Origin of the sequence: Faecalibacterium sp., from assembly GCF_052358865.1 — a bacterium.
Classification (GTDB): Bacteria; Bacillota; Clostridia; order Oscillospirales; family Ruminococcaceae; genus Faecalibacterium; species Faecalibacterium butyricigenerans.
In genome coordinates this window covers 25057-35597 of the sequence record NZ_DAWCVJ010000020.1, presented here as the reverse complement: position 1 = coordinate 35597, position 10541 = coordinate 25057, and the positions used below count along the sequence as shown (strand labels likewise).

9 protein-coding genes are annotated in these 10541 nt (G+C 61.4%); all 9 read left to right on the top strand.

The features are described from left to right. Window positions 1-424 precede the first annotated feature (424 nt). The 9 genes from ACT8X9_RS05250 to ACT8X9_RS05210 all read left to right on the top strand — a co-directional run bounded on the left by ACT8X9_RS05250 (window position 425) and on the right by ACT8X9_RS05210 (window position 10521). The gene (locus ACT8X9_RS05250) at window positions 425-1846 is read left to right on the top strand and encodes an AAA family ATPase (protein WP_444268341.1); all 1422 of its coding nucleotides are present in this window, start codon (window positions 425-427) and stop codon (window positions 1844-1846) included. A gap of 242 nt (window positions 1847-2088) precedes the next feature. After that, entirely contained in the window at window positions 2089-3117 is a 1029-nt protein-coding gene (locus ACT8X9_RS05245) for a hypothetical protein (protein ID WP_444268340.1), read from the top strand. Between the two features lie 534 nt (window positions 3118-3651). Continuing rightward, window positions 3652-4164: a hypothetical protein gene (locus tag ACT8X9_RS05240; protein ID WP_444268339.1), complete on the top strand. Its 513-nt coding sequence runs from the start codon at window positions 3652-3654 to the stop codon at window positions 4162-4164. Window positions 4165-4754: 590 nt separating this feature from the next. Continuing rightward, entirely contained in the window at window positions 4755-5264 is a 510-nt protein-coding gene (locus tag ACT8X9_RS05235) for a hypothetical protein (RefSeq protein WP_444268338.1), read from the top strand. A gap of 17 nt (window positions 5265-5281) precedes the next feature. Beyond that, window positions 5282-5806: a hypothetical protein gene (locus tag ACT8X9_RS05230; RefSeq protein ID WP_444268337.1), complete on the top strand. Its 525-nt coding sequence runs from the start codon at window positions 5282-5284 to the stop codon at window positions 5804-5806. 342 nt (window positions 5807-6148) lie between these two features. Continuing rightward, complete coding sequence (locus tag ACT8X9_RS05225; RefSeq protein WP_444268336.1) at window positions 6149-6994, top strand: amino acid ABC transporter substrate-binding protein; 846 nt, start codon at window positions 6149-6151, stop codon at window positions 6992-6994. A gap of 42 nt (window positions 6995-7036) precedes the next feature. Next, window positions 7037-7684, top strand: a complete 648-nt coding sequence (locus tag ACT8X9_RS05220) for an amino acid ABC transporter permease (RefSeq protein WP_249234672.1) — start codon at window positions 7037-7039, stop codon at window positions 7682-7684. A gap of 14 nt (window positions 7685-7698) precedes the next feature. Then, the gene (locus ACT8X9_RS05215) at window positions 7699-8481 is read left to right on the top strand and encodes an amino acid ABC transporter ATP-binding protein (RefSeq protein WP_227620747.1); all 783 of its coding nucleotides are present in this window, start codon (window positions 7699-7701) and stop codon (window positions 8479-8481) included. A gap of 162 nt (window positions 8482-8643) precedes the next feature. Beyond that, window positions 8644-10521 (top strand): hypothetical protein, encoded by a 1878-nt coding sequence (locus ACT8X9_RS05210; RefSeq protein ID WP_444268335.1) that lies wholly within the window; start codon window positions 8644-8646, stop codon window positions 10519-10521. Window positions 10522-10541 lie beyond the last annotated feature (20 nt).

The following is a 10541-nucleotide window of genomic DNA, read 5'->3' as shown; positions in this document are numbered from 1 at the left end:
GTGCAGCGCTTGACTTTTGCGGGGAAGGACATATAATAGAGATAGCAAAAGTAAAAATCTCATCGGGCAACACCAAAAGAAAAGACCCCCTCTCGGAGCTGCAATCTCCGAAAGGGGGTCCTTTTTAGTGCTTGCGGCCCTTCAGCCATCCGTCAAGCCACTTGCAGATGTAGTAAGACGCTACATTTGCTGCGACAGACAGCGCAAAAGTAAAAACAAACTCCATTGGGCAACACCTCCCTTCCGAACAATGTCGGCGGGCAAGGCCGCAAGACCAGTATAACACACTTTTCGACGAAAAGGAACACGAACGAACCCCTCATCCCCACTTTTCCGTGCAAAAAAGCGCGGAAAGCTTTCCTTGACGGCACAACCTTTCGTGGTTATAATTGGAGCAACAAAACAACACGAAAGGAGCAATTCTATGCAGGAAAAAAAGACCGAGCGCGCCCCGGGCAGCTACGAGGACTTCGTGGCCTACCTCGGCACGGTGCGCACCGAGGAGGAGCTGTTCTCCCCGCTGACCTACTGGTTCGTGGGGCAGAACTGCCCCGAGGACGTCTGCTTCCGCCCCCAGCTGGTGGAGGCGCGGGCCAAGGAGCTGGGCTTCTGGCAGGGCCTCACCTTCAAAGTCGAGCACTGGATGACCACGAGCCGGGCCGAGGCGGAGGCCGCGGGCCGCGAGGCGTTCCAGAGCCGCATCGGCGAGGACTACGCCGCCTACCGCGAAAAGGCCGAGGCTGCCCGGGAGCGGGCGCGCCGCCGCCGCCTCTCTTCGCCCTTCCTCTACATCCCAAAGTGCCTCGACGACATCCCCGTCCGGGACGTGAGCTGGCTGGTGGAGGGGCTGCTGCCGCAGGGTGAGGTGTCCCTGCTGGGGGCCGACGGCGGCACCGGAAAGGGCATCTGGCAGGCCCAGCTGGTGGCCTACGTCACGGCGGGAAAGACCTCCGGCTTCTTCCCCCAGCCCCCCGGACAGACCGGCCGGGTGCTCATCTTCGCCGGGGAGGACGACCCCTCCAAGGTGCTCAAAGCCCGCCTGATGGCGGCGGGGGCCGACATGAGCCGGGTGATGGTGCAGACCAGCGACGCCTACTTCTCCCGCACCGGCAACCCCCTGTGCATCCCGGACAAGAGCTTCGCCAAGTACATCGAGAGCGCCGCCCCCGCCCTCGTCCTCATCGACCCGCTCCAGAGCTTTCTGCCTGCGGGGGTGGAGATGGTCAGCCGCAACCAGATGCGGGCCGCTCTGCTGCCCCTCAAGGCCCTCTGCGCGCGGCTGGGCTGCGCAGCCCTCATCGCCATGCACACCAACAAGCGCTCCAACGTCTCGGGCCGCGCCCGCCTCGCCGACAGCTCGGACATCTGGGACATCGCCCGCAGCGTCCTCATGATGGGCCGGGACAAGAACAGCGGCCAGCTCTACCTCAGCCACGAGAAGAGCAGCTACGCCGCCCCGGCCCGCACGGCCCTGCTCCACATCGAGCAGACGCAGGTGGAGGGCGTGACCACGGCGGTGGCCGTCTTTGACAGCCGCACCGACAAGAAGGACGCCGACTTCGTGGAGGAGCGCCGCGTCCGCGTCGCCCAGACCAAGGCCGACACCGCCCGGACCATCCTCGACGTGCTGGCCGAGGCAAAGCTGGGCAGTATGCCCAACACCCAGCTCCGGGCCGAGGTGGTCAGGGAGACGGGGTGCAGCGAGAAGACATACAATCGTGCTTATGGTGAGCTGGTGAAGAGCGGCGAGATAAAAAAGCAGCAGCTCAGCCAGCAAGACGGCGCACGAAGCTGGTATACATTTCTGGGCCACTGGGGTGGAACAAATGACCAAGTGACAATTTAATAATATAGATACGTTATATTTATCCAGTTGGTCAGTTTGGCCAAGTGACCCTGATTGACCAAGTGACTCAGTTGGCCAGCTGTGCTCATTTGGCCACCTTGGCCAAGTGGATATTTCGACATAGCAACGATTGAAAAATGTCACTTGGCCAGATAACCTGCGTGGCTCGGGGGTGGCCGTGCATGAACCCCCGCAGGGCGGGGCATACTGCTCCCAAAGAGATGAAAGGGAGCGTATCGCGTATGACACACAGACAACAAGCCCTCCTGAGCTGGGCCGCTGCGGCGGCTGTGCTGCTGGCTGGCTGCCGCGGGGGCGGCCGCCCGGGGAGCATGAGCGGCTCGTCCGGCTCCACCGGCAGCGCCGTCACCACCCAGACCTCCGGCTGGCAGACCGGCCTCGGCGTCCTCACCGAGACCTCGGACGAGGGCCGCACCGGCACCATCCACACCATCGCCGCCGCCGTCCTGCTGGACGGGGAGGGGAAGGTGGCCGACGTGATGCTGGACGAGCTGGAGGTGGAGCTGTCCGCCGACGGCAAGGGGGCCGTCACCATGCCCACCGACTACCGCACCAAGCGCCAGAAAGGGGACGACTACCCGCTGGCGGCGGCGTCCTCCCTGAAAAAGGGCTGGGCCGAGCAGGCCGACGCCTTCGCCGACTACCTCACCGGCCTGACGCCCCAGCAGGCCGCCCGGCTGGAAACGGACAAGGACGGCAGGGCCGCCGACCCCGACCTGCTCTCCGGCTGCACCATCCGGGTGGACAAGTACCGGGACGCCGTGGCGAAGGCCTGCGCCAGCGCCGCCCCCCTCGGCGGGGCCAAGGGCGACCGGGTGAGCCTCGGCGTGGTGGCGGAGAACGCCTCCTCGGACGTCACCGCCACCGACGATAAGGATGTGAACGCAGAAGTTGACCTTACCTTCGCGGCCCTGACGCTGGACGCCGACGGCCGCATCACCAGCGCCATCGGCGACATGGCCGAGCCTGCCCTCACCGTGGCCGCCGACGGCGGCATCACCGCGCCGGAGGCCGTCCGCACCAAGCTGGAGCTGGGCGACGGCTACGGGATGCGGGGCGCTTCCGCCCTCGGCAAAGAGTGGTACGAGCACAGCGCGGGCTATTGCAGCTACCTCAAGGGCAAGACCGAGGCCGAGGCGGCGTCCATCCCCGCCGACGGCTCCGACCCCGACCTCGCGGCCCTCTGCACCATCTCCATCGACGCCTTGCAGAAGGCCGTGGGGGATGCGTTTGAGAATGGGTCGCTGTGACAGAAAAAATCCCTCCCGACTTGACATCGGGAGGGAGAGTTGTTATACTAATAATAGAAAGGGCGCTGCGACAGGCGGTCAGCCCGGTTCAAGAGATTAGATTTTCAATGAAAACCGTCACCCTGCCCGGTGGCGGTTTTCGCGTTTTACTCTGATCGTAAAAACACATCCGAAAAGATGAAACGTCAAAGTAATCGGCATATGCCCACCCCCTTTGCGGAAGTGTGGCTGACCGCCTGCCGTTGTTTGCAGCGCCCGCTGCTCTTACGAACAGCACCTATAGCATATCATAAACTTCGACAAATAGCAAGGAAACACCTGTGTTTCTTCCCTGAAATCTGCAAAAAGCGAGAAGGGAAAGAGCGAGGGTGTTTTTTTGTACAAATACAGCAAAACCCCTGCCGGAACGGTGTGGTCGGCGGCCAAACCTGCGCGAAAGGGCCTGAAACCTGCGTGAATCGCACTTGCCGGGGGGCGGCGGGGCCGGTTATAATAGAATTACCGAAACACACCGCACAAATGGAGGAAACGACCATGAAGCGAACGAAACTTTTAGCCCTCGCCCTCGCAGGCGTGATGGCGCTGGCCCTGCTTGTCGGCTGCGGCGGAAAGACGGAGGACAGGCGCATCGCGGAGAACGTCGCGGACATCATGAAGCGCAGCCACTCCAATGTGGAGGAGGTCTCCTACAGCGTCCCCGAGCTGAGCGGTGCGGTACGGTCTGCGTTCGCTCCGGGCTGGCTCAACGAGGCCGGGACAGTCCTCGACCGATACGCCCTCACGCAGGATGGCCGGACGGTGGAAGATTTCCTGAAGGACAGCCTGAAGGCGTATGAAGAGCGCAGCACCGTGTACTTCTTCGCCTTCGACGCGACCGGAGAGAGCGCCTATGCCCAGTCAGAGCGGTTCGTGCAGGGGAAAGCCCCGTCGCTCACGGTCTTTTATCAGAGGGTGTCGATTACGGCCTACACAAAAATGCGCGTCGGGGTCTGCCATAAGACCGTCGGGGAGAAAGACTACTGCTTGGTGGTGCTTGTGTTGGCCTGAGTGGATAACCTCTCCGGCAATGCGGCGGCTCACGGGCGGGTTGTACAAAGGCGGGCCTACCCATGAGTGGAAGCCGCTGGCAGGCCCTTCCGTTCTGTAAACTTTCCGCGCACCGCTTGACTTTTGCGGGGAAGGGCGTATAATAAAGATGGCAAACGTATAAATTACCCATCGGGCAACACCAAAAGAAAAGACCCCCTCTCGGAGCTGCTATCTCCGAAAGGGGGTCCTTTTTTAGTGCTTGCGGCCCTTCAGCCATCCGTCAAGCCACTTGCAGATGTAGTAAGATACTACATTCGCTGCGACAGACAGCACAAACGTATAAACGTATACCATCAGGCAACACCTCCCTTCCGAACAATGTCGGCGGGCAAGGCCGCAAGACCAGTATAGCATACTTTTCGACGAAAAGAAACAGAAACGAACACATTCCGCCTGCCCGCGGGCGAAAGCCTCTCCCAAGGAGAGCCTTTTCACCCCCAAACCTGCGCGAAAGGGCCTGAAACCTGCGTGAATCGCACTTGCGGGGGGCGGCGGGGCAAGTTATAATAGAATTACCGAAACACACCGCACGAATGGAGGTAACGACCATGAAGCGAACGAAACTTTTGGCCCTCGCCCTCGCGGGCGTGATGGCACTGGCCCTGCTCACCGGATGCTCGGACAGCAGCTCCAAAGCCAAGCAGGTGGAAGAGTATTTCCGGTACAGGATGAGACAATTTGGTGACTATCAGAAGGACGAGACGCTGGACAAAAAGCTCGAGGGCATCGCACAGCAGTTCCAGCCGGACTGGCTGGCTGATGAAGATCTGCTGACCAGTGAGGCAGAGCGCATCATTAAAGAGGAATTGGAATACTATCTGGTGACAGGCAGAGTTCGGCTTTGGTATGGAGAAGTGAAGCCGGGCCAGAGTGCGCAGGCGCAGGCGGAGAGCATGAAGCAATGCAAGGGGATAAGGTATGATTCTTATGGGGAATACTCCGGCCCGCAGCAGCCTCTGTGCGCCATAGCTTTTACAATGACGGGCGAGAAGAGTGACGGCCACCGCTATTACCTCGCACTGGAAACGAACGCCACCATCAAGACCCCGCAGAACTGACAGAGGAGGAAACGACCATGAAATTGAAAAAGCTGTTTGCCCTCGCCCTCGCGGGCGTGATGGCGCTGGCCCTGCTGACGGGGTGCGGCAAAACCGGCATGAACGCCCGGGAAAGGGCCGTGGCGGAAGGCATTGCGGCGAAGCTGACAGTGCTGGGGATACCTATAACTGTCGAAAATCTCCCGGAGACGAAGCAGTTGGCGGCCTTCTTCAAGCCCAGCTGGATGCCGCAGGACGGCAGTACCAATATGCTGAACATTGACTGGGATACGGACATAAAAATGATGAACATCATAGAAAAGGCCTATCCGCCGAGCCGCTATTTTGCAGAGATCATCATACTCGAAATAAAGGATGGGATGGACACGGCGGCGGAGATAAGCGATTTTTGGGATCAAAAAGTTTGCTACTACATAATTCAGGATGGGCCGAACCTTTCGAACAGAGTCGGCAAAATCTGTACCACGACCATCAAATCGGAAGGGAAGACTTACCGTTTTATGCTTTACCTGCTCGAAGACAAAACTGTTACGATAACCTGACCCCCGCCCCGGAGCCTCGTGCTTCGGGGCTTTTTTGCGGCCTGAGGGCAGGTTCGTCTTCGTACAACCTCTCAGTCTCGTCGCAGGCTCCTCGCCAGCTCCCCTAGTAGGGGAGCCTCTGGCGAAGAGGTAAAGCATCGCGCATCCCCCTGTCCTTTGTACAAATACACCGAAAACCCTGTCGGAAAGGGGCGGTCTGCGGGCAAAACGCAAAAAAATCGCTTTCCCTCTTGCCAAACGGGGCAAAACGCGCTATTCTATAGTCACAGTTTAACGGTTTAGCACGGTAAAGCGGTAAAACGAAGGCCGCGCCTGCTGACCCCTGAGGGAGGAACTTTGTATATGAAACGTCTGGTCTCTGCATTTCTGGCCGGTGCGATGGCACTGAGCCTTGCTGCCTGCGGCGGTGCCGCATCCACCTCCACGGCTGCTTCTTCTGCCGCCGCCTCGGCCTCTGCCGCCCCGGCAAGCTCTGCCGTCGCCGACAGCGACCTCGCCTACCTCCAGTCCAACGGCAAGATGGTCGTCGGCTACACCGTCTACGAGCCGATGAACTACACCGACGCCGACGGCAACTTCACCGGCTTCGACACCGAGCTGGCCACCGCCGTCTGCGAAAAGCTGGGCGTCGAGCCGGAGTTCGTGGAGATCAACTGGGACACCAAGGAGACCGAGCTGGCCGCCAAGAGCATCGACTGCATCTGGAACGGCCTGACCCTCACCGATGACCGCGAGGAGAACATGGCCTGCACCAAGCCCTACGTCAAGAACGCGCAGGTGGTCGTGGTGAAGGAGGGCACCGACTACACCTCCACCGCCGACCTCATCGGCAAGACCGTGGTGGCCGAGGCCGGTTCGGCAGGCGAGACCACCATCACCGAGAACGCCGACCTCTCGCAGGCCGACTACATCGCAAAGTCTGTCCAGACCGACTGCCTGATGGAGGTGGCCGCCGGGACTGCGGACGCCGCCATCCTTGACCTGACGCTGGCCTCTGCCATGATCGGCGAGGGCACCGACTACGCCGACCTCAAGATGGTGGACGAGCTGAACGTGGAGGAGTACGGCGTGGCCTTCCGCAAGGGCAGCGACGTCCCCGACGCCGTCAACACCGCCTTCGACGAGCTGAAGGCCGACGGCACCATGCAGGCGCTGGCCGACAAGTACGGCCTGACCCTCGCCGACTGAGATACATTATTATAATAAGATAGGTGTAGTGATCCTGTGACTGTGATTCTCGAGCGTCTGACCGGCGCATTCGCGCTCAACTGTGAGCTGTTTTTCCTGACGCTGCTCTTCTCGCTGCCGCTGGGCCTCGTGGTGGCCTTTGGCTCCATGAGCCGGTGCGCACCGCTGCGGGGCGTCGTCAAGACCTTCGTGTGGGTCATCCGGGGCACCCCGCTGATGCTCCAGATCATCGTCATCTACCTCGGCCCGGGCCTGCTGGGCATGACGAACCCCTGGCCCTCCGGCGCTTCGGGCCGTCTGGTGGCCGCTGTGGTGGCTTTCGCCATCAACTACGCCTGCTACTTCTCCGAGATCTACCGCGGCGGCATCGAGGCTGTGCCCAAGGGCCAGACCGAGGCCGGGCAGGTGCTGGGCATGACCAAGAGCCAGATCTTCTTTAAAGTCACCCTTTTGCAGGTGGTCAAGCGCATCCTGCCCCCCATGGGCAACGAGGTCATCACGCTGGTGAAGGACACCTCGCTGGCCAACGTCATCGCCAACAAGGAGATCATCATGATGGCGAAGGAATACAGCGCCAAGGGCCTCATCTGGCCGCTGTTCTCGACCGCAATCTTCTTCCTCGTCTTTGTCGGCGCGCTGACGCTGCTGCTGGACTGGGCCGAGAAGAAGATGGACTATTTCCGCTGCTAAGGAGGATATAAACTATGGCATTACTCGAAGCCTCCGGCATCGGGAAGAACTTTGGGGAGACGAAGGTGCTGAAAGACATCTCCCTCACCCTCGAGCAGGGCGAGGCGCTGGCCATCATTGGCTCCTCCGGCTCGGGCAAGACGACCCTTCTGCGCTGTCTCAACTTCCTTGAGCGGCCCGACACCGGCGTCATCCGGGTGAACGGCGAGACCATGTGGGACGCCGCCGACCCTGCCACCCAGCGGGAGAGCGAGGTGCGGAAAAAGCGCCTCCACTTCGGCCTCGTGTTCCAGAACTTCAACCTTTTCCCCCAGTACACCGCGCTGGAAAACGTGATGCTGGCGGGGGAGCTTCTGGCCCGGGAGCAGCCCGGCTACAAGGCCGACAAAAAGGCCGTCCACGCCCGCCTCGAGGCGCAGGCCCGGGAGCTTCTGGCCCAGATGGGCCTGTCGGAGCGGGCGGGCCACTACCCCCATCAGCTCTCCGGCGGCCAGCAGCAGCGGGTGGCCATCGCCCGTGCGCTGGCCCTCCACCCGGACATCCTCTGCTTCGATGAGCCGACCAGCGCCCTCGACCCCGAGCTGACCGGCGAAGTCCTCCGCGTCCTGCGCGACCTCGCCGACCGCAAGACCACCATGATCATCGTCACCCACGAGATGCACTTTGCCCGGGACGTGGCCGACCGCATCCTGTTCATGGACGGCGGCGTCGTGGTGGAGGAAGGCCCGGCCCGCCAGCTCATCGACCACCCGCAGGAGGAGCGCACGAAGCAGTTTTTGGCGCATTACTCCGAATAAGATAGGCTTATGGCCCTCCCCGCTCGGGAGGGCTTTTTTGTTGTTCACGCCGAAAACACCCCCATTCGCGCAGGTTTTATTGACATCCTCTTGATTTTTTGGTAAATTTGCATCAAGAAAGACCGGTTCTCGAACGACGAACAGACCAGAGGAGGACATACTATGAGACTGAAAAGCGCACTCCGGCGGGGCGTAGCCGCCGCCGTCATCGCAGGCATCGTGGTAAGCTCCGGCATCCCGGCCTACGCGGCCCGGTGGGACATCGCCGACGGCGACATCACTGTGAAAGCGGACGACGCCGACGGAACGAACAGGGTCACACAGGGGGAGCAGAAGGATGTGAAGGACACCGACACCGTCATCACCGGCAAATCAGACGAGAACACCGTCACCATCGACACCTCCGACGGCAACGTGGACGTCACCTTCGACGACCTGAAGATCGACGTCAGCGGCAAGAAGGAGGGGAATGGCAGCGGTGACAGCCCTGTCCGGGAGAGCAATGCCGCCGTCACCGTGCAGGGCGACCACGATGCGACCATCGAGCTGGACGGCAAAAACGAGCTGAAGAGCGGCGGCTACAATGCGGGCCTCGAGAAGAACGGCCACGAGTCGGAGGGCACCCTGACCATCAAGGACGACAAGGGCAAGGACGGCTCCCTCACCGCCGAGGGCGGCGACGGCGGCGGCGCAGGCATCGGCGGCGGAAAGGAGAGTACCGGCAGCAACATCACCATCCGGGGCGGTACGGTGGAGGCTGTGGGCGGGAGCAGCGCGGCAGGTATCGGCGACGGCGCAGGCCGCGCGTCGGACGACACCGACGACCCGAACCCGGGAAAACTCTACATCTGCGGCGACGCCGAGGTGACGGCCAAGGCGGGAAGCCAGATATTGGACGCCAAGGTCCCGGCCATCGGCGGAACGTACGGCGAAGTGCCCACGGAGTCCCTTTCTGACGCCGACCACAAGGTAACGGGAGGACGGCTGACCCGTCTGAACGCGGACGGCACCGTGATGGAGGGGATGGGCTACGACTACACCTCCACCCCCACGCCCCAGCCGGAGGAGGACGAGGACGACGACGATGACGTCCCGCCCCCGGCACAGGAGAATGCCCCCGAACCCCTGCCCGGCGGCATGGTGGTCAAGGGCTTCTTCGCCAGCCGGGTCACCATCCAGCAGCTGGACCTTTCGGGGGTCACGGAAAGCGGCATCGGCCCCATGGTCGGCAGCGTAAAGGCCTCCGACGCCGGAGAGGTCCTCGCCCCGGGGGGTGCGGTGCTTATTGAGAGCGCCGCCCCCCGCTCCACCGTCACCACCGACATCCCCAGCCTCCGGGAGGACGGCGTGGAGGACATCTTCTTCCGGTATCAGGACACCATGACCCACTATAGCGTGGACAAGATGGCCGACGCGGCGGGCGAGGACGCTGACGTGGAGCTGAAGCAGAACAGGGAGGACATCAGCCTCCGGCTGGACGGCGAAACGCGGGATGACCTGTCGGAGCGCTTTCGGGAGTTGTGGATACCAGAGGTGGAGGAGTGGCTGATATTGACCCATGAACACGAAGAGGTAGAGCGAAAAACGAGTGAAGAACTCAGACGTGAACTCGACGAATTACTGAAACAAAAGCGGGAGATGGACTTCCAACTCGCGAAAAAAAGGGACGACCTCCCGAGTTTGGATTGGTGGCTCGAGCCTGCGAGAGAGGAAACGCCGGGAATCGGGCTTGACGAGTCCCTGAAACAGCTGGCTGCCCGATTTGAGGCCATCGCTCCCGAGGAGGATAAGAAGCCACTGCTCGTTCCGGTCAAACCCACCGTCACGGAGCGCAAAAAGTATACCAATCCGTTGGAGAGTGACCTGCGGAGCTATACCGACCTTGGCGATGACTGGGACGACCTGCCGAATATGCAGGGTGAGATAAAGCTCTGGATACCGGAGGACTTGGAGAAGGCCAAGTTCTGGCTGCCGGAGGAGTTGGAGCGTCTCATAAGCCCCTCAAAGGAGAGCCCGAGCGGCAGCGACGGCATTGCATGATACACAGAACGAAAGGAGAC